Below are 20,200 nucleotides of genomic sequence, written 5' to 3' on the forward strand. Positions count from 1 at the left end.
TATCATTTAGAATTTTCCAAAGTTTTTAAAACTGCTCTAAAGTATCACAGTGATATTCTTTTTTCTCTTTTCTTGTTGGTGCTTGCGTGCTGTTTCCTTTGTTTTTTTCTTGCAGCATCTGCCCAATCAGCATATTTCTCTCTTTGGTTACAGCTTGTTGTTTTTGCTCATCTTTTTCGATGTCAAAATACACTACACCTTCAATGATTGTTTTTTCAGCTTTAGCATAAATAGATAAAGGGTTTTCGCTCCATAAAACTACATCAGCATCTTTTCCTACCTTAAGACTTCCTACTTTGTCATCAATATGTAATAGTTTTGCTGGATTAAGTGTTACAAATTTCCAAGCATCTTCTTCAGAAACATTTCCGTATTTTACAGCTTTTGCTGCTTCCTGATTTAGTCTTCTTGACATTTCAGCATCATCAGAGTTATAAGCTACTACCAATCCTTCGTTGTGCATAATTGGCCCGTTGTACGGAATAGCATCGTTTACCTCAAATTTATACGCCCACCAGTCTGAGAATGTAGAAGCGCCAACACCATGTTGTTTCATTTTGTCAGCAACCTTGTATCCTTCAAGAATGTGAGTAAAAGTGTTTACTCTGAAATTGAATTTTTCTGCAACATTCATCAGCATTAAAATTTCAGATTCTACATAAGAGTGACACGTAATAAAACGCTCTTTATTTAAGATTTCAGCAAGTGTCTGTAATTCTAAATCCACTCTTGGTGCTTTTCCTTTTTTAGAAGCATTGAACTTTTTCCAGCTTTCGTCATATTCTTTAGCCAATTGGAAATAGTCGGTAAAGACTTGCTCAACTCCCATACGAGTTTGTGGAAAACGTGTTGGGTTATCAATTCCCCAGTTGGCTTGTTTTACGTTTTCACCCAAAGCAAATTTGATAAATTTAGGCTGGTTTTTATACAGCATTTCTTCAGGAGATTGTCCCCATTTCCACTTTACGATTGCAGAACGACCTCCAATCGGGTTAGCAGATCCGTGTAGTAATTGCGAAATAGTTACACCACCCGCTAAATCTCTATAAATATTAATGTCTTCTGAATTTACAACATCCTGAATGGTAACTTCGGCTGTCGAATTGTGTCCGCTTTCGTTTACCCCTTTAGAAATTGCAATATGAGAGTGTTCGTCGATAATACCGCTGGTAATGTGTTTACCTTTTGCATCAATTACTGTTGCAGATGCATCTGAAAGGTTTTTGCCCACAGCAGCAATTTTTCCATTTTTGATCAAAACATCTGTTTCAGTCAAAATTCCTTCTTTTTCATTGGTCCAAACCGTTGCGTTTTTGAACAATAAAGTCTGCGCAGTCAGTTTTTTGTTTTCTCCAAAAGCAATATTTGGATAAGTTACAGGAAGAATAGCATTTGGCTTTTCTGCTTTTGCCGTATCTTTTACAGCAACAAATGCGCTTGTCCTTACAGCATTCCAAGCCACTTCTTCTCCAGTAGAAAGAACAGCTTTTCCTGATAAGTTAGGTGTGTTTTCTGCAAGTCCAGTCAAACGTGTAAAGTTTGATTTAATAGTATCTGCAGGTTTGATTACAAGTGAAATCCAATTTTTAGAAATAGCAAAAGTGCTTTTTACTTTTTTAGAATCTGCTGTAGTAACCTCTGATTTTTGTGCTTCCGCAGTTCCGTCAATTTTCCATTTGTAAAGATCTTTTCCGATTGTTAAATCGTAGTTTCCACGAATGTCTTTTGTAGTCATGTCGTTAACTACAAATTTATTTCCAAGAACCCAGTTTTCATATAATACCGTTTTTTCATCAAAATAATCACCAGATGTGATAATGAAATTGGCATAGCTTCCCACTTTCAAACTTCCCACTTCATTGCTTTTTCCTAAAATTGCGGCAGGGATAGTTGTTAGAGCTTCAAGCGCTTTCGTTTTGTCAAAACCATATTTTACTGCTTTAAGCAGATTCGGTTTAAAATCGTCTATTTTTTTTAGTTTATCTGTCGTAAGCGCAAAAGTAATTCCGTTTTCAGACAATACTTTTAAGTTTGTAGGCGCTTGGTTCCAGAAACGCATATCTGCCAATTCGATTTGGTTTGACAAATACGGATTAGAAACATCATAAGCATCAGGAAAACTGATCGGAATGATGAATTTTGCATTGGTTGCTTTTATTTCTTCAATTCTTTCAAATTCATTTCCGCTTCCTTTCAGCACATAATTCAAGCCAAATTCTTTAGCAATTTTAGCAGCTCTCAAACTGTTTAATTTGTCTTCTGAAGCAAAAATTTGAACTAGTTTTTCATTATTTGCCAAGGCTTCCAAAGACAAATCTCTTGTTTCAGAATTTCCTTTTTTGTACCAATCCAAATCAAGATACATTTGACGAAGTAAAGCCATCATACCCATTAGCGAACTTGGATATGCCTGATTGGTCAAAGCGCTTTTGGTAAATGCAAAATGATTGGTTAATTTATTGGCAATCATTTGTTTGCTGTTTTCTGTGCTGTTTAGTGCAACCAAAGCACCAGATCCTTGTGCAATTCCGTCTGGTATGTGCGTTCCCACAACACCAAAACCAGCTTTTAAAAATTCATCTGCTTTTGGTTGGTCGTATTTAAAAGCTTCATGACCATTTACTTCAGGTCTTACACTTTCGTTCCAGTAATAACCAGTTTTTTTAGTATCGTATAACGGATTTCGGTTTCGGCCGGGAGGCATATTGCTTTTTGGTTTTTCAATTCCAAAATTGGTGTAAATATCAATGAATGAAGGATAGATTGTTTTTCCAGCCAAATCAATACTGATTGCATTTTTCGGAATAGTTATGGAATTTCCAACTGCAACTACTTTTCCGTCTTGGATCAGTAAGCTTGCTTTTTCAATTTTTTGGGTTGGAGTTACATAAATCACGGCATTGGTCAAAACAGTGTAATTTTTGTTTTTGTTATGCACGCTTTCATTTACGGGAAAGTATTCCTGAGCGTAGGTTTTTGTTAAAAAAACACTCAAAAAAACTAGTAATAGGGCTTTTTTCATAGGTTATTTACAATTTTGCTGCTAAAAATATGAAATATATGTTACATGAGATTTATTTTTTGTTAATGTTTTTCTTTATTTTAGTGGGTTTCGAATAAAGTCTTTATTTTTTAATGAATAGATAATTTTTTATGATGAATGTTGAAAAACTAAAATGGGGAATTGTGGGACTCGGAAATATTGCCCATCAGTTTGCTGCCGATTTATTGCTACTCGACAATATGATTTTGTCAGGATGTGCTTCGAGAAACATCGAAAAAGCAAATGAATTTGCCTCACAGTACAATATTTCAAAAGCTTACGATTCGTATGATGCCTTGTTTGAAGATCCAGAAATCGAGATTGTTTACATTGCAACGCCTCATGATTCTCATACTGAATTGACCATCAAAGCGCTCAAAAGCGGCAAACATGTTTTATGCGAAAAACCGCTGGCGCTTTCCTATACAGATGCTGTAAGAATGATTGAAGCATCTCAAAAACACAATAAATTTTTTATGGAAGCTTTTTGGACGCGATTTATACCAGCTGTTCAAGATATTTTGCAGAAAATCAATGTGGGAACAATTGGAAACATAAATTATGTAAAAGCTGATTTTGCCTTTCACGGAAGTGAAACAGAAAACAAAAGACTTTTTGATAAAAATTTAGGCGGAGGCGCTTTGTTTGATATTGGCGTTTATCCTTTATTTCTGTCTTATATGCTATTAGGAAAACCAAATGAGATTATCGCAAAAGCAATCAAACATAAAAACGATATTGATTTGCAAACTTCTATGATTTTGCAATACGAATCTGCTCAATCGATTTTGCACGCATCAATAGTTTCAGAATCTGATATGAAAGCATCAATATCCGGAACAGAAGGACGAATCGAACTAAATTCGCCTTGGTACGTTGCAAATGGTTATTCTTTATTTAAAAATGAAGAAGAAACGGTTTTTAGTCTGCCTACTTTGGGGAAAGGTTATACTCATGAAGCGGTTGAATGTTTTAATTGCATTCGTAATAATCAGATTGAAAGTAAGTTATGGTCACATCAGAATAGTTTAGATTTGAGTAGGATAGTGGAAGAGATTAAAAGTCAGATTGCACTTTCTTTTTAGTTTTATATTTTGTAGTAAAAAAGCTATATTTTAAAATATTTTTTGTTAGTTTGAAAAATATTTTAATGATAAGTTTTATGCTTGTAAAAGTTTACGGAAGCGCCGTTTTTGGAGTTGAGGCCACTACTATTACAGTAGAAGTGCATATGGATAAAGGAATCGGGTATCATTTGGTCGGCCTTCCTGATAGTGCTATTAAGGAAAGCAGTTTTAGAATTGCGGCGGCACTTAAAAATAATGGCTATGCGATGCCGGGAAAAAGAATTACGATTAATATGGCTCCGGCGGATCTCCGTAAAGAAGGTTCTTCCTATGATTTGACTCTTGCAATGGGAATTTTAGTAGGCTCAGACCAAATAAAAGCACCTGAAATTGAACGGTATATTATTATGGGCGAGCTTTCGCTTGACGGAAGTTTACAGCCCATTCGTGGCGCATTGCCGATTGCGATAAAAGCAAAAGAAGAAGGTTATAAAGGATTTTTTCTGCCAATTCAAAATGTAAAAGAAGCCGCTATTGTTGCCGGTTTGGATGTGTATGGAGTAACAAATCTAAAGGAAATAATAGATTTTTTTGCCGGAAAAGATTCTCTTAAGCCAACTGTAATAGATACGCGTTCAGAATTTTATAAAACCCTAGATTTTCCTGAATTTGATTTTTCTGATGTGCGCGGACAGGAGAGCATAAAACGTTGTATGGAAATTGCGGCAGCAGGAGGCCACAATATTATTTTAATCGGTCCGCCTGGAGCGGGAAAAACAATGCTTGCAAAACGTGTTCCGAGCATATTGCCACCAATGACACTTCGTGAAGCTTTAGAGACTACTAAAATCCATAGTGTTGCAGGGAAACTAAAAGAAGTTGGATTAATGAATCAAAGGCCTTTCAGGAGCCCGCATCACATGATTTCTAATGTTATATTTATTTAATGTGTGGATGTAAAATTAAGATAAATTAAAGTACCAAAAGGAAAATTAAATTAATTATTTATGAATAAGCAATCAAAACTTATGTTTAAGTTAATAATGTTGATAAGTGTTATTATTATAATCATTCAGATATTCTATATTTATCAAAAAATGATTTAAAATCTATGGAATATCTAATTAATTATAACAACGAAACAACAGAACAACTTGTTGATATGGTTCATAAAATGGATGGTTTGCCTTTAAAGGAAATGAAAATTAAAGATTTAGTTTATCATAATGGGAAGCCAATTTATACGGGTAACGGTGTTTATATTTTTAAAAGTCCTGTAAGATATTATTATGTTGGTAACTGTGTTGCAAGGAATTTTGTAGAAAGGATACCTGCTCATTTTGATATTCGAAAAAGTGGGTGGTTTAATAGTCTTTTAAAAGCTATTATTAAGGATGAGAAAAAAGTAAAGATTGAGATTACAGACCTTTTATTAGAATCAGCAGCTAGTTTTGCTTTTGAAAATTTAAATTTAATATTGATTAATTTTAATGAATATAATAGAACAGAAATTAATAATTTAGAAAATATATTAGGTAAAACTTTAAAGCCACTAAATAATAGATTTAATAGACTTCGATAAAATCAAGTGGTAAAGAATATTCAAGAATCTTCTTTCGGTTTTATTATATATGTAGATTGGACGTTTGTTTTTAAAAGGATTTTGTCCGCATATTGTCAACAGTAATTGTTGTGCTTATTTAATGTGAGGTGTTTTTTATTCTAGCATTTTCTAATTTCTTTTGTTTTGGGGTCATATTTAAAAAGCTTTTTAAGTTGTGTAGTTTCTTTATTCTCTGTATAAAACAAATTAAAATCATTATCAGGTTTAATAATAAGTTCACTTTCTGATTTATTGTCATTTTTAAGTACAATAGAATGGGCTTGAATAGAATCATCTTGATTTTTTATAACTCGCCCAGATACTTCACTAATTATTTCCACCAATTTGATTGAAACATCAAATCTAAATTCTGTCAAATTAACTCTATTTCCTTTAATATCATTAATATAATACTTAGAAAATGGAAATGTCATACCTAAACTCACTGGAAATGCTGGATTTTCTTCAAGTGAGTTTTTGAATTTGACGTAATGTTTTAATGCTAAGGCATTTATTGCTTGTCCAGCTGCATCAATTGTCTTTTTTATCAGCTCAACAACCCCTAATTCTTTACCTGTTTCACTTTCATAGAATTTAGTCTCAAGATTAATATCAATATTATTTAAGATATCTTCGTTTTGAGAAGCAATATTATATCTGTAATTATTGATATCTATGATTTTTAAGTTATAATGTGAAATTTGAGTCACTAAATCATTTAAATATTCAGTGCTAACTTCTTCAGCTGTCATTAGTTCAATGCCAAAATTCTTTGCCTGTACTACAGCACCACTTTGAAAGCCTTTAGGACTTACAATGACCATTTTGTTTATTTCCTTTATACTATCACATTTTGATTTAAATTGTTCAACTATACCAACTGCTACTTTTTTTCCGTAATCTTTACATTCCATTGCGATGCAAATATTCATTCCATTGACTTTGGATTTTATTATAACATCAAATTCTCTTGTTAATCCATTTGGACAAATTATTTTATGGCTTGGGAATACTTCGGTATGTTCAGAATCTTTAAAAGTTTCCTGAATTAATCTAATAGTTCTCTCTAATGATTTACCATCATTTCTATTTCCCATTACAAGTATTTTTTTAAGTTAATACAATTACAATCTTTACTCTTGAGGTTTTTAACTTATAGTTGTTTCATAATTTATATAAAATGATTAAACAACTATATAATGAAACGCAAAGGCTAGCGGTTGTTATTCCTTATTCGGAGCAACTGGAGTTATTTAAGGAGCTTCAAATTAACCCAAACCAGCAAACCAAAGATATATTATTCAAAGCAAATATTAAGCTGGTATTTTTCATTTCTAAAAAATTCAATTCAGCAAGCATTGAGGATGCAGAACAGTTCGGTTTCATAGGTTTGATTAATGCAATAGAAAATTTTGACCCCAACAAAAATATAAAATTTTCAACGTACGCAATTAAATGTATCACCAACGAAATACAAAGAGGATTAAAGCAGGTTAACAATATTGTTAGCGTTCCAGTATCACAGGTAGCCAAAGAGAATTACATCAAACCCAGCTTTTTAAATATTGACGACGTTGAACTTGACAGCGAAAACGAAAGCGAGTTTGACATTCAGTTATTTTGGATAATCGTACAGCAGATTTGCAGTGAAGAAGAAACTGATATACTTCTTAAACGCTTTTGCTACGAAGAAAAAATGACGCTTGCCAAGATTGGCAGTAATTGGAATGTTGCACCCGATACTTTGAGCAAAGCACCAACCCAATTGATGTGGAAAAAGCTAAATGGCATACTTAAAAAGCTAAGGAGCAATGAAACACTAAAAAAATACTACGCTTAGGTTTTACTTATTTCAAACCTCATACTATAATATCAGTATGAGTAAATACAAGAAATACACAGAAGAAGAAAAGCAAGACGCAGTGCGTAGGATTTGCGACGACATTGCAAGCGGAAGCCCTTTAACGGTAACGTTGCAGACATACGGGGTTGTATCACCTTCAACGTTTACAATGTGGTTAAAGAAAAATCCTGAGTATAACGATATGTATAAAGAGGCACAAAAGCACAGGGAAAATTTTTTGTTTGATGAAATGATGCGAATCGCATTTAGCGACAGCCCGAAAGAAATAAAGAAATACCGAGGCGGTGAACTTGTGGAAACCATTGTTAAAGATTCGGTTGACGACAGACGTTTAAAAATCAATACTCTTAAATGGATGCTTGGGAAAATGAACCCAGCTAAATATGGTGAAAAGGTAATCGTTGACGATATGACAACATCACCGATAACGTCGATTAAATTTATAGATATTAATGCAGCTGACGATAGCACCGCTTAAACACCAAAAAGAGTTTCTTTTATCTAATGCGGTACACACTGCTTTAATTGGTGGATATGGTGCGGGAAAGTCACACGCTGGGGTCTTAAAGACAGTCATTAAAAAGATTGAGTATAACGGTTTAAACGTGGCGTATTATCTGCCAACGTATGCACTTATCAAAGATATTGCTTTGCCTAAGTTCAGCGAGATACTGACAGAATTTGGTATCAGGTTCAAAATAAACAAGCACGACAACACGATAACAACAGATTACGGTAAAATTCTGCTTCGTAATATGTCCGACCCGAACAAAATCGTTGGTTATGAAGTGGCTTATTCAATGATTGACGAAGCCGACACACTACCAAAGGGCAAAATGTCCGATATATTTATCAGAATCCTAGGGCGTAACAGGTTGAAATTACCAAACAACCAGCCTAATTGTGTTGATACGGTTTCAACGCCTGAGGGTTTCGGCTGGCTTTATGAGTTTTTCGTCAAGGAATGGACAACAAACAAGAACGTAATTAGAGCAAGAACATACGACAACCCGTTTTTACCTGAGGGATATATCGAAACTTTAAGGGAATCTTACAGCGAGGCGTTATTTAATGCCTATATCAACGGTGAGTTTGTCAATTTAAACAGTTCGAGCGTATATAAATCGTTCAACAGAAAGGTAAATCGTTCAACTGAAACCATACAGGCGGGAGATTCTTTATATATCGGGCTGGATTTCAACGTTACAAAAATGAATGCGGTTGTACACGTACTTAGAAACGGTGTTATACACGCGGTTGATGAAATTACAAACGGGTTTAATACGCAAGATGTTTGCGACATTCTCAAAGAGAGATACAAAAACAATAAAATATACGTCATACCCGATGCGTCAGGTGCATCGAGAGCAAGCAACGGGGCAAGTAATTTCGATATAATAAAATCAAACGGTTTCAACATTGACGCACCACGTAAGAACCCATCAATAAGCGACAGGGTAAACAGTGTTAACCTAGCTTTTGAAAACGGGCAGTACTACGTAAACGATACGACTTGCCCAAACTACACCGAAGCACTGGAAAACCAAGTTTACAAAAACGGTGTTCCTGATAAGTCGGGTGGTTATGACCACATCACCGAGGCGGGCGGTTATGCTGTGTTTAAAAAGCTTTACGGTATGAAATCACAAGTATTATAAAACACTAAATTATTATGGTAAAAAAACAACCTTGCACGACGTGTAAACAACAGCCAGCAGACCACAACGAAATGAGTATTAAGATGCTGGTTAACATTTTTCCATTCCTGAAAAACGTCTACAGAGAATTGAAAGAAACGGAACTAGAGAGCGAAGAGGTTTTCAAAGAACTATTCAGCGATAACGACATTGTTGATTTTGGATTGCTTAAAGCAGTATACAAATTTCAGCAATTAAAAAATATCAGCAAATAAATGCCGAGAGTTACAGACAGAATTTACAGAACTAAAAACGATATTCCTTACTTAACCTTATGCAAGTTTAGCGAGGACATAAAAGGAAACGAAACCGATGTTGAACTTATTAAACGCAAGGTTAAGGAGTACTTTAAAACAACTGATTTAGACGCATTCAATAAAGCAATGCACACCGACCCGAAACGTGTTAAGTTCAGATACAAGTACGACGGTGATTTAAGCATAATAGACAAGTTCATCGACGTTGATACATTCCAGCGTGAAAACGATTTTGAGGCACTTCTTAAAATCCTGCTTAAACCTAAGTATAAGCTTATCCCAGTTGACATAAACAAAGTAAGCCTTGCCGAAGTTGAAGTAATTACAAAGTCTTTCTTGTAAGCTTGTTAAGCTATAAAGAGCGATACCCGTATATATTCAACCCGCCTTATATGCATCAACCGCCAGCGGAAGAAACACAGGGCTTATACGAGCGTAAAGCGTTTAACGAGCATTACGGGGGTTATCCTGAAATGTATTATTTGATAACAAACGGAGACTTAAGCAAATACAAAGAGGTTGACAAATGGAAAACAGACGATTTTTTCTTTTGGGCTGAATATCTATTGCGTAAAAGACTGGTAGAAAACATAAAGTAGTATTAACACTAAAAACTAAATGAATGAAATATATCTATTAAACGACTGGCTTATCAAAGAATTTCAAAAGAATGAACTGGTAAACACAATTTCAACGTTGCCAAGTCTTCAAATTGATACCCAGCTAGCCAATATTTACCCGCTGGTGAACTTGGATTTGCAAGATACGGACATTACAGAGAGCCAAATCTTAGCAAGTTATCGTATTACGATAGTCCAACAACGTGATTTTAAAACGTCGCAAACAGATAACAAACTCTTAACCGATTCGAACTACATCGACAACGTAAGCGAGACACATTCAATTGCGCATAAGCTATTAAATAAGCTGCTTAGAGACCACAACGAATGGAATATTGAAATTACATCACAATCAACGCTAAGACAACTTAAAGACTGGTCACGCAATTCACTAGACGGTGTGCAATTTGATTTAGAGTTGGCAATCCCTAACCAAGGCACGATATGTTAAGCGACGACGAAGTAAGAAAGATTGCACAACAGATTATTGACGAAGCCAAAGCAACTGCACACGTTGACCAAGGAACGCTTAAACGTTCGATAAGCTACACGGTGACAAACGGTAAGTACATCTTTAGACAAATGTATTACGGGTTTTACGGAGAGGACAACCCAAGTGGTATTAACTCGAAACTTGAACAGATAGCCCGCAGGTTGATGCCTAGGGGTGTCGAATATCAGGTTATCGGTACAGACTTCAACGGCAGGATAAAAGAAAGAACCGTAAAGAAAAGCGGTAGAGCAATTGAGAAAAACCCGACACCTGCACTAAGCAATAAACAGACAACATCAAACCTTAAGAAGCTTGTCGAGACACTAAAAAAGTTACGCAAAAACGATGGCGATTCAGAGAAAACGAAGAACTAAGGAACAAATAGAAGCCGATAAGATTATCAAGGAAGAGCTTTTAAAACTAGGTGAGATTATTTACGAAGAAGCAAAACATAATTCTAGGGTTGCGCAGGACACTTTTTACAAGACCGACCGAGTGCGCCCAGCTGGAAGCCTGAACAAGGCAGGGGGTACGCTCAGAGATTCGATAAACTACAGGGTTGAGGGCAATACAACGCTTTGGCTTGGACAGGTTTATTACGGAGCGTATCAGAAGCCAAACGAATTAATGCAGTCGGTTGACAGACATATCGACGAAGCAACAAAAACAATTGTAACACAAATAACGGAAATACTCATACAACCATTTACAACAAATGCCTGATTTAACAAACGACTTAAAAACAGTTATCGACGCACCCGATAAAATCCAGTTTTGCAACAGTCCAATTCATATTAGACAAACAGCGGTTAACGTTGGTAATCAGATAAAAAAAGTAACGCATTATCTTTGGATTTGGAACGCTGACCAAAGCACTGAATTAGGGGAAGCAAACCAAATCTTAGTAAAGGAAATCGTTAGCCGTTCAGACGAATATATCACAATCAACATTGCCGACTTAATCAAATCATATTTAGTAAGTCCTGAGAATGCACCAAATACAAATCAACCGCAATTTGCTTGGAATCCTTACGCATTGCCAGCACAAACTGGACAGGGTGTATTTTTCCAAATCATAACCGAAGTATTAGAACAAGAACCCGTAACCGACGCTATCGTATCAACTACGCTTGTAAGTTCTACTTGTTTTGCAACAATGGGTTATAGATGGAACTACGAACAGAACTCAATGGTAACGAACGGAATTACACCGAACAAATCAGACATATTCAAAGCGGCCCCGCTGAGATACTACAACCAATACGTTGATAACTATTTCGAAAACACTTTCAACTTCGGTCAGGCAGTAAGTGCTTGCACTAGTGGTAATATGATTTCACAAACCAAAATCACACCGCCAGCACGACAAAGCTTTTGCGCAAAGGATAGCTATTTGATTGTGTTTTTGAATAAGCTGGGTTTATGGGATTATTTTACACCATTCGGTAAAACGATAATTTCAAGCAAGACCAGTGTAACAAATTCAAATAGAATGTTTAGAGACCCAAGCAGAATTAATAACTCGCAGATACATTCAACGCTTAGGGACACAATAGACGTGACACAGACATACACAATTAACACGGGGCATATTGACGAAACGGCAACACAATTGATTGAAGAACTTATTTACAGCCCAAAGGTTTATTTAATCCGTTTCAGTGGTGAAAGAACATCGACAGAGCTTACAGGTATCACGGTCGATAATACTTATATCACGGTTGACGATACTACAATTACGGTTGATAATGATACAGTAACAGCTGAAAGCTTAGGTTACTTTTCAACGTTCCAGCAAATACCCGTAATCATTTCAAACCCTGAGGAACTTGTTAATATGACAAGGCTAAACAATAAAGTTAACATCGAATATACAATTAAGTTCGACGAAACTAACAACAAGATACTAGATATTAAATAATGCAACAGGTAGTTACCGAAATTTATATAGCACCTTTCAGCGGTTCAACAGATTACGTTAAACTTGACATTAGCGAAGACGAATCAATCAACGTAAAATATACGCAAAAGGATTTAACAGATTTAAGCAAAGTATTTGCGCCTTATTCTTTATCGTTTAGCATTCCAGCAACACCGAAGAACCGCAAGGCTCTTTTGTTCTTTGGTGATACGGACGTACAGAAAGCCAACATTACTGGCTCTTTTCCCTGCAAGATTTACAGTGACGGTAATTTAAACCTAACAGGAAACTTCAACGTTGAAGAGGCGAAATATGATAATAACGGTATGACCTCAATACAGGGAAGTTTTGAAACAGATTTTAAAAGCCTTAAAGAGCGAATCGGTGAGGACTTAATCAGCGATTTGGCAACAGTCTTAACAGGTTCAACCAGCTTACAATTTACACCAACAGTTGCAAGAGATTCTATACACGCAAAACAATTATTGTACAAGGAACTAGATTACGTTAACAGCGGAACAACCAGCGCAAACGACATTGTAATTAACTACATAACGCCTCTTGCATCAACTAGCCGAGTTTGGACTTATAGCCAAGTTGAGGACTTAAACGACAATATCTCATATACTGCAAATTTCACAGGTGCAACGCTAAGCCCTATCGAAACAACTGAATTGAAGCCAGCAATTAGTTACAGGGCACTCGTTGAAATGATGTTTAAGAAATACGATTTAAAGGTAAACTTGCCGCTTAGAAATGACAAGCTGTTTAATGAAATGTATGTTTGGATTAATGGTGCGGTATCTGAGGAAAAACTAACAAACAACGACGTTCTAAAATTTGCAAGAACATTCAACAATACTTACCTGCAATCTTTTGCACTTACTGGTTATATTGCTTTAGAATATCCAACACAACCAAGCAACCCGATTGACTGGCTTGTGCTAGACGGTTCAACACCTAACAAATATAAAACATCGTCTTATACACGTAACGGTTACGACATTATTAAAGTCAATATTGGTGATAAGGCAACGGGAACAATGCCTGCACCAGCTAATTTTAACACAACTAGCAAATATATTCGTATAAACGTTAGGCTTAAGAACTTCGTTTCACAATCAACAAACGGAAATATAACAATTTCATTGCGCAGACCCAACGGGAACAAAGCACCAGCCGATTGTGAGGAAATACTTAGCTCAACAATTGCGTTCAATGACCACGATAACGACGTTTTTATCGATGTTCCTGACACAGCATTTAACGATTACACACTAAACTATGAGTTGTACCCAACGTTAGAGGCTTATATCTTGTTTAAAGCAGACCTTGCAACTTGGGAAGAAACACAAATATTTACTCAATATATGTTTACCGAACAATACACGGGTATGTTAGATAACTATGCGGGTGTATATACTCAGGACACAATAAGCGACGGTAACGAAAGAGCCGTTTCGAGTGGTAAAATTGACGTTGTGGCATCACTGCCAAAGGTTAAAGTTGTAGATTTCTTTCAATCATTCCTTAAGACATTCAACCTATCGATTTACAACCCGATTATTGATTCAAACGAATTACAGATTTTAAGTATTGAGGACGTTAACGAAGAACATAAGATTTACGCCAAACGTGAGGTTGATTATACGCCATACGTAAACACTGATAGCTTTACAAAATCGGTACAAGATAAGTATACCAAATACAACTTTAAGCACGCAACGAGCAAATACAAATCCAACATTGATTATGCGGCAGGTAATACGCTTGGGTTGGAGTATGGACAAGTAAGCGAAGACAACGGAGCGAACAAGAAAAACGAATATTCAATAGCTACAACTTATACCATTATCCCGCCCCGTACAGTGGTTAATACAAACTTAGTAACGTATTACGGATTTAGTAACGAAGCAGCTGACGAAGAAAACAGATATAAGCCAATCAACAATGAGCTAGTTTTATTTGTGAATAATGGTTTAACGTTTTTATCAAGCGGTTTACAGGTTGGTTTTTTACTGGCTGAAAGTACCGTAACACCCCTTAGCAGTTATATGTTAATGTTGCCTTGGTTCGCAAATACTAAACAGTCTCTAGGTTTCAGCGTGCTAATTGACGACGTGAGCGGTGACAACACAAACAAAGACAAAACCGAATCATTGTACCAAAGATATTATTCGGCTCAAACGACAAGACTTTTAAATGTTAATTCACTTTCGCACAAGTTCGATTTATACTTACCTAGTTCCGAAATCTATGTTAACCCAACAAGAGGGAACGAACCGCCAACAGGGTTTAGACTTCAAAATGATATTATCATCGGTGAAACCCGTTTCAGCGTGTTAGATGCGAACATCGATATTACGACAGGGAAGACAAAATTAACCTTGTTGAATTATATAACACTAGACGATTTAAACAACGGTATTGTTCCGACTGAATACAACTATAATCCGACGGGTTACGATTCAACACAATACCAAATACTATAACGAAAAAAGAAAAAATATGATTTTAAACAATGGCTTTAACCATCGAAGAATTAAAAGAACTTGTAAACACAAATTTAGCTGATAACAGCAACATAGAACCTGCTGAGCATAGAGCAGTTGAACTAGCTTTAATTGATTACTTGGAAACACTTCAACCAGTATCAACAAGCGGGCAGCCTCTTAATCGAGGTATGATTACAGCCAACAACGGGAGTTTTGGAGGTGTTGAGGTTGGTATCGAATTAGGTATTCAATTATCCGACCGTCTGCGCCACTACGGAAATACTAACAGTGTTTCGTGTGTGTCAATGCCTAACAACACTGTCATTACGGTTAACCTTCAAAACTCACACCCAAACAATAACTACATCGTAAAAAGCTGGTACGAACAAGTGCCGACAAGTTCGGTATTGCTTCAAAACGGGTCTTCATTAGGTAAGAACGTCTTTAAAATTATTTCACCGTCTCAATTTCAAATCATTTTAAAAGAATGGACTGGTGAGGTACAAGCATTACGATTACACTTTGAAACAGTGAGTTACGATTACTAAGAATGGCAGAACAAAACGAGAACATAGAACAAAATATTAACCTGAATTTCAACACCAATGCAAATGAAATACAAAGAACGGTTAACAACCTAGCCGACGCAATCGACAATACAACCGACAGCGTAAGCGACAATACGAGCGAATCGGAAAAGAACGCCAAGGCTCAAAAGGAACTTAAAGCGCAACTAGATTTAGCAGTTAAAGAACTTGCCAAAATGGCAAATCAATACGGGGCAAGTTCAAAAGAAGCCATAAACGCAGCCAAAGCGGTAAGCGATTTACAAAAGCAAATCACCGCAACGGCAGACAGTACGAGAGACTTAAACGCAACCTTTGAGGAAGTTTACGGAGAACTGCAACCGCTTACTACACGTATGGGTGAAGCCGAAGACCGTCTTTACGAATTGGCGCTTGCTGGACAACAAGCCAGCGAAGAGTACCAAGGATTATTACAGGTTGTTGGTGAGTATAGACGTACGCAGGTTTTAACAGATGCGGCAGTCGATGCGGCGGCAGCAACCTTTAAGGATAAGTTAGGAGCAGCTACACAAATTGCGGCCACTGGGATAAACTTTGCGGCCAGTGCGATTGGTGTATTGGGTGTTGAAAGTGAAGATGCAACCAAGGTGCTTGCCAAGATGCAAGCAGCTATGGCTTTCGCTGAGGGTTTAAAAGGACTTGCTGAACTTGGGGAACAGTTTAAAATTGTACGTATGGCAATTATTGCCAGCGCAGCTGCTACAGAAGCACAAACAGTGGCTGAAGAAAAGAACATTATTGCAAAGGGTCTTAGTGCTGTTGCTTCGGGTATTCTTACAGCGGCCCAATGGGCGTATAACGTTGCTTTGGCAGCCAACCCAGTTGTTGCAATCGCTTTGGCGGTGGCAGCTCTTACGGCAGGTATTTGGTTACTTGTGTCAGCACTGGCGGCCAATGAAGAAGCAGAAAAGAAACAGACCAAAGCGGCCGAAGATAATCTTAAGGCTCAAAAGAAACTTACCGAAGCTAGAAAAGAGGCTTTCAAACAGTTGGAGCGTAACAACAAACTTGAAGAAGACCTTGCCGAAGCCAGCGGAAAAAGCGCAAAAGAGGTTAACGCCTTGGCTAATGCACATATTAACGAAGCCAGTCGATTAAGTCAAAAGAACGCAATGATTGCGAAGACCAACTTTTTACGTGAGCGTTCAATCCTGTTAGACCTGAAAGAAAAAGACGCAAGCGAAGAGGCTTTAAAAGCGCAAAAAGAAGCAATGCTTAACGCTTACAACGAATTGCAGGACTATAACAAGAAAACCAACGATTTAAAAGAGGAACGAATTGACCTAAATAACCAGTTTTTAGTTGATGAAACCAAAAGGGAAACGGACGCAAGAAAAAAGGCTTACGACGAACAGCTTAAAGCGCAAGAGGATGCCAATAAAAAACGTCTTGACGAGATTAAAAAAGCAGCCGAAGCCGAAGCCGAACTTAAGAAGAAAATTGCTGAGGACTTAAACAACCTAGAAATACAGACATTTCGAGCAAATCAGGATATGAACGCAAAGACAGCCCAAGAAAAGCTAGACTTGCAGAAAGAAAGAGACTTTGCAGAGCTGGAAGCGTTCAGACAAAAGGGTGAAGACACGGGAGACCTGCAAGCATTGCTAACTGAGAAGTATAACACGCTTCAACTAGAGTTAGACAAAGAGAGCAAAGAGGCTCAATTGAAGCAAGACACCGAATATTGGGCGGCTCAGGCAGATTTAGCCAAAGCAAATGCGGATAAAGAGAAAGAAATCGCAGACAAAAAACTTGAACAGAAGAAAGCAGAGCAGGACAGTATCAATGCTTTAGGAACTGCGGCCCTATCTGCTGGTAAATCGTTATTCGAAAAGAACAAAGCTGTACAAAAAGGTATCATTGTCGCAGATGGTGCAGTTGCTTTGGGTAAGGTAGCTATTAACACGGTTGAGGCTGTTTCGCAAGATATGGCAAGCAGCCCGTTAACCTTCGGTTTGCCTTGGTCAGCGGTTCACATTGCAACTGGTGCGCTTGGAGCGGCCAGCATTATTGCCAATACAAGTAAAGCATTAAAAGCCGTAGGGGGTGGGGGTAGTGCTGGAACTGCAACAGATATGCCGACAAGCCAAACGTCAAGCGGTGGAGGAACAAGAACACAGGCAACCGCAGCACCTCAGGTGAGTTTTCAAGCATCTAGCGAGAATCAGATTGCCAGTGCTGTTGCTAAGAATTCGCAAAACCAAGCACCAATTAAAGCTTATGTTGTAAGTTCAGAAGTTACGACACAACAAACATTAGACAATAAGAAAGTTGAAGCTAACAGCTTCTAAAAATAAATAACCCATAACGTTTACTTTCAGTGCTTTTCAATCTATAATATTCATATGAAAAAGTATGAATTAGTATTTAGTAAAGACCAAGAGGGTGTATTTAGAGTTTCACTTGTGAAAGACCCAGCACTCGAAACTACTTTACTACACTTCAACGCTGAAAAACCTCAAATTTTCCACTTCACGGAAGACGAAAAACAAATCGTTTACGCACCTGCAATGATACCTAACAAGTTAATCTTTAGAGCAGACGTAAATGGTGAAAACGCACAGGTTTTCTATACGTCAGACACAATCGACCAGTTGCAAAAAAACTACTTCAAAAACGGTCACAACTCTACAACCAATATCAACCACAACCAAAAAGAAAACATTGAGGGGGTTTATCCTTTCGAATCTTGGATTGTTCAAGACCCAGCAAATGATAAATCTAATGCAATGGGTTTCAACTTACCCGCAGGTACTTGGATGATGGGCTATAAAATCGATAACCAAGAGGTTTGGAACGAGGTAAAAAACGGAAATCTTGACGGTTTGAGCATCGAAGCCCGCCTTGGGTTCAAAGAGGTTAACAATAATGAGAATTACAATAAGCAGACAATGAACAAAAAAAGCATTTTCAAATCAATCAAGGATTTTTTTATGGCTAATGAGGACAAAAAAGAGTTCGCAAGCGGTGATAAAAAAGTATTTGCGATTGAATTAAAAGAGGGTGAAATCTTGACAGACGAAGCGGGTGAACCAATGGCAAATACAGAGGTTGAAATCGACTCAAAAATCTATAAAACGGACGATTTAGGAACGATTACAGCAATTGAAGACAAGCCAGCCGAAGAAGTACCAGCAGAGGACACACCAGCTGAAGAAATGGCAGACGAAACGCCAGCAGATGCACCAGCTGAAGACCCAAAAGCAGAGGACGCACCAGCTGACGAGCCTGCAAAGGACGACCAAGGAGACCTAAAAGCGGAAAACGAGCAGTTGAAAAAAGACTTGGCAACAGCCCAAGAAGAACTAGCGAAGTTACAGGCTGAAAAAATCAAAGCGGATGCAGAACTAACAGAAATGAAAGCGCAAACGCCAGCAGCGGAAGCAATTAAAAACATACCGCCAGCAACCACAAAATCATACGACGAAATGAGCAATTTCGAAAAAATGCAACATAACAAGCAAAAGTAATATTAACTAAAAAATGGCAATAAATTATGCAGGGGGGAAGAAAAACCCTGATTTAGAAGAAATTCAATCAGAATTATATGCAGATTCTAAAACGCTTAGAGATAGAGTAATCGACATTCAAGAAGGTTTTAAATCAGGTGCGGACGTTTACGAATCTAAAGTAAGCGTAACAATGAAAGCGGGTTCAACAGATGCAGTAACAGCTGACGGAACTATTGACTTAAGCGCAATCAAAACAGGTGTTGCGTTAAAATCAATTGAATATAGTGACGTTATCGACGACGCTGTTTTATTCGGTACAAGATTTGAAAAATCAATGGCTAAAGGTGCTTTCAATCAAGTATCTGACGAGTTCGACAAAAAAGTTCTTATCCAAGTTGCGCCAGCAATCGGGGAAGACTTAGAAAGCCACTTATGGAACGGAGCAACAACAGCTACAAAATCAGCAGTTGCAGCTTTAACAGGATTATCAGCTTCATTCAAAGCAGCAGTTGCAGCAATGCCAACAAGCGAATTCGATTCAATCCCAGTAAGAGCGTTATACAACGACTCAAACAGCAAAACGGTTGCGGGTGCAGGTATTGCTGACACAGTTAAATTAACTGGTACTACATACACAGCGGCAAACATCGCAGCTGAATACGGTAAATTATACCTTGGTGCGCCTGACAAAGTAATCAACGCTACAAGTTCAGAACCTAGAATCTTCGCACCATTAGCACACAGACAATTAATCAAAATCGCTAACAACTCAGTTGGTGCAGCTTCAAATATCAACTTCCTTGTTGAAGGTTCAGGAGCAAACGAGGTTATCTCATACAACGGTGTTAAAATCGAGTTTCACCCAATGGTAGGAGTTGTAATGTTAACATTACCTGAGTACTTAAAAGTTCTTTTAGACTTAAGCGGTGACGCTTCTTACTTAGAAGTTGACAAAATGGCGAACGGTGCTCAAAAAAGATACATCAAAAACAAACAATCAATTGCAACGTGGGTAACTAACCAAAGATACATCACAATTCAAGGATAAAAATAACAATAAGGCTGGTCGTGCTTAGGTGCGACCACTCTTATAACCAAAAG

The 20,200-nt window shown here is 37.2% G+C and carries 19 protein-coding genes and 1 pseudogene; 18 read left to right on the plus strand and 2 right to left on the minus strand.

The annotated features are described in order from the left end of the window. Window positions 1–25: 25 nt before the first annotated feature. Window positions 26–3,022 (minus strand): amidohydrolase family protein, encoded by a 2,997-nt coding sequence (locus ACFFLS_RS06000; protein ID WP_379685636.1) that lies wholly within the window; start codon window positions 3,020–3,022, stop codon window positions 26–28. Window positions 3,023–3,153: 131 nt separating this feature from the next. Between ACFFLS_RS06000 and ACFFLS_RS06005 the strand changes: the two genes are divergently transcribed. From ACFFLS_RS06005 to ACFFLS_RS06015, 3 genes and pseudogenes are all read left to right on the plus strand, one after another. Then, window positions 3,154–4,128 carry a Gfo/Idh/MocA family protein gene (locus ACFFLS_RS06005; RefSeq protein ID WP_379685637.1) on the plus strand — a complete coding sequence of 325 codons (975 nt, stop codon included), beginning with the start codon at window positions 3,154–3,156 and terminating at the stop codon, window positions 4,126–4,128. A gap of 77 nt (window positions 4,129–4,205) precedes the next feature. After that, window positions 4,206–5,054, plus strand: a pseudogene (locus ACFFLS_RS06010) (YifB family Mg chelatase-like AAA ATPase); the annotation flags it as partial. Window positions 5,055–5,221: 167 nt separating this feature from the next. Beyond that, entirely contained in the window at window positions 5,222–5,692 is a 471-nt protein-coding gene (locus ACFFLS_RS06015; RefSeq protein WP_379685638.1) for a hypothetical protein, read from the plus strand. A gap of 140 nt (window positions 5,693–5,832) precedes the next feature. Here ACFFLS_RS06015 and ACFFLS_RS06020 read toward each other — a convergent pair whose 3' ends face one another. Further along, the gene (locus ACFFLS_RS06020; RefSeq protein ID WP_379685639.1) at window positions 5,833–6,810 is read right to left on the minus strand and encodes a restriction endonuclease; all 978 of its coding nucleotides are present in this window, start codon (window positions 6,808–6,810) and stop codon (window positions 5,833–5,835) included. A gap of 83 nt (window positions 6,811–6,893) precedes the next feature. Between ACFFLS_RS06020 and ACFFLS_RS06025 the strand changes: the two genes are divergently transcribed. The 15 genes from ACFFLS_RS06025 to ACFFLS_RS06095 all read left to right on the plus strand — a co-directional run bounded on the left by ACFFLS_RS06025 (window position 6,894) and on the right by ACFFLS_RS06095 (window position 20,147). After that, window positions 6,894–7,553: a sigma-70 family RNA polymerase sigma factor gene (locus tag ACFFLS_RS06025; protein ID WP_379685640.1), complete on the plus strand. Its 660-nt coding sequence runs from the start codon at window positions 6,894–6,896 to the stop codon at window positions 7,551–7,553. Between the two features lie 82 nt (window positions 7,554–7,635). Continuing rightward, complete coding sequence (locus ACFFLS_RS06030; RefSeq protein ID WP_379685641.1) at window positions 7,636–8,055, plus strand: terminase small subunit-like protein; 420 nt, start codon at window positions 7,636–7,638, stop codon at window positions 8,053–8,055. Beyond that, a complete protein-coding gene (locus ACFFLS_RS06035) occupies window positions 8,030–9,235 on the plus strand; it encodes a phage terminase large subunit (RefSeq protein WP_379685642.1) in 1,206 nt (401 codons plus the stop codon). Before ACFFLS_RS06030 ends, ACFFLS_RS06035 begins: the two co-directional genes overlap by 26 nt. A 14-nt stretch (window positions 9,236–9,249) precedes the next feature. Beyond that, window positions 9,250–9,489, plus strand: a complete 240-nt coding sequence (locus ACFFLS_RS06040) for a hypothetical protein (protein ID WP_379685643.1) — start codon at window positions 9,250–9,252, stop codon at window positions 9,487–9,489. Further along, the gene (locus ACFFLS_RS06045; protein ID WP_379685644.1) at window positions 9,490–9,873 is read left to right on the plus strand and encodes a hypothetical protein; all 384 of its coding nucleotides are present in this window, start codon (window positions 9,490–9,492) and stop codon (window positions 9,871–9,873) included. It begins immediately after the preceding gene. 50 nt (window positions 9,874–9,923) lie between these two features. Continuing rightward, entirely contained in the window at window positions 9,924–10,130 is a 207-nt protein-coding gene (locus tag ACFFLS_RS06050; RefSeq protein WP_379685645.1) for a hypothetical protein, read from the plus strand. Window positions 10,131–10,149: 19 nt separating this feature from the next. Next, window positions 10,150–10,602 (plus strand): hypothetical protein, encoded by a 453-nt coding sequence (locus ACFFLS_RS06055; RefSeq protein ID WP_379685646.1) that lies wholly within the window; start codon window positions 10,150–10,152, stop codon window positions 10,600–10,602. After that, a complete protein-coding gene (locus ACFFLS_RS06060; protein WP_379685647.1) occupies window positions 10,596–11,018 on the plus strand; it encodes an HK97 gp10 family phage protein in 423 nt (140 codons plus the stop codon). The genes ACFFLS_RS06055 and ACFFLS_RS06060 overlap by 7 nt, the downstream gene beginning before the upstream one ends. Beyond that, window positions 10,990–11,367, plus strand: coding sequence for a hypothetical protein (locus ACFFLS_RS06065; protein WP_379685648.1), 378 nt, complete (start codon window positions 10,990–10,992; stop codon window positions 11,365–11,367). Before ACFFLS_RS06060 ends, ACFFLS_RS06065 begins: the two co-directional genes overlap by 29 nt. After that, on the plus strand, window positions 11,360–12,565 hold the full coding sequence (locus ACFFLS_RS06070) for a hypothetical protein (protein WP_379685649.1): 1,206 nt from the start codon (window positions 11,360–11,362) through the stop codon (window positions 12,563–12,565). Before ACFFLS_RS06065 ends, ACFFLS_RS06070 begins: the two co-directional genes overlap by 8 nt. After that, complete coding sequence (locus ACFFLS_RS06075; RefSeq protein WP_379685650.1) at window positions 12,565–15,057, plus strand: hypothetical protein; 2,493 nt, start codon at window positions 12,565–12,567, stop codon at window positions 15,055–15,057. Before ACFFLS_RS06070 ends, ACFFLS_RS06075 begins: the two co-directional genes overlap by 1 nt. Window positions 15,058–15,086: 29 nt before the next feature. Next, a complete protein-coding gene (locus ACFFLS_RS06080) occupies window positions 15,087–15,608 on the plus strand; it encodes a hypothetical protein (RefSeq protein WP_180856508.1) in 522 nt (173 codons plus the stop codon). Window positions 15,609–15,610: 2 nt separating this feature from the next. After that, a complete protein-coding gene (locus ACFFLS_RS06085) occupies window positions 15,611–17,938 on the plus strand; it encodes a coiled-coil domain-containing protein (RefSeq protein ID WP_379685651.1) in 2,328 nt (775 codons plus the stop codon). Between the two features lie 54 nt (window positions 17,939–17,992). Next, window positions 17,993–19,117, plus strand: a complete 1,125-nt coding sequence (locus ACFFLS_RS06090; protein ID WP_379685652.1) for an XkdF-like putative serine protease domain-containing protein — start codon at window positions 17,993–17,995, stop codon at window positions 19,115–19,117. Between the two features lie 13 nt (window positions 19,118–19,130). Next, on the plus strand, window positions 19,131–20,147 hold the full coding sequence (locus ACFFLS_RS06095; RefSeq protein WP_180856505.1) for a hypothetical protein: 1,017 nt from the start codon (window positions 19,131–19,133) through the stop codon (window positions 20,145–20,147). The last annotated feature ends 53 nt before the right edge of the window (window positions 20,148–20,200 follow it).

The sequence above is a fragment of the Flavobacterium procerum genome (assembly GCF_042431625.1).
Taxonomy (GTDB): Bacteria; Bacteroidota; Bacteroidia; order Flavobacteriales; family Flavobacteriaceae; genus Flavobacterium; species Flavobacterium procerum.